Annotated in this window: 1 pseudogene; it reads right to left on the reverse strand. The window is 59.5% G+C overall.

Features of this window, described 5'->3' with window-relative positions:
* Positions 1-585: pseudogene (locus tag EPIR_RS18850) on the reverse strand (VENN motif pre-toxin domain-containing protein); the annotation flags it as partial.

The raw sequence follows: 585 nt of genomic DNA on the forward strand, positions 1-585 counted from the left end.
TGCCGCATGCGTGGCGATAATCTTACCCTGGGTCGCCGCGATATCCATTGCCTGGACCGCTATTTCGCCGATCTTCTGCGCTTCCTGTAGCCGCTGCTGCTCCTTCTCTTTATCAAAGACAGGGGAAAGGGTCTGGTTGGCATGCTCCACGTCACGGCTGAGATCTGCAACATCGTGCGTCTGGTTTGCCTGGTCGCGGATGGTTATTGTGCCGTCAGATACCGCCGCTTTGGTCGTTGAGCTGCCGCTTCCACTACCGTTGGCACCGACCAGCAGGCCGCTTGCCACATTGCCGAGGAACTGCTGGCCCGCATTGCCGCTGGTGTTTAAGCCGATGCTCAGGTGTTCGACCTGATATTCGGCCTCGTTGTCGATATTGCCAAAGCCGAGCGTGCCGGTATCAAGGCGGTTTTTGTCCGGGGTGGCGGTGGAGCCGATAACCGCGCCGTTCAGCTGGGTATGCCCGCCGGTGGTGATGTCAAAACCGCCTTTGCCGGCAAAGATGCCGGTCTGCTCCTGCACCGAATCCCAGGTGCTGTGCATCTTATCGCGGCTCAGGTTAAGAGAGCCGCTGGGGGAGCCAAC

This window comes from Erwinia piriflorinigrans CFBP 5888 (assembly GCF_001050515.1).
Taxonomy (GTDB): Bacteria; Pseudomonadota; Gammaproteobacteria; order Enterobacterales; family Enterobacteriaceae; genus Erwinia; species Erwinia piriflorinigrans.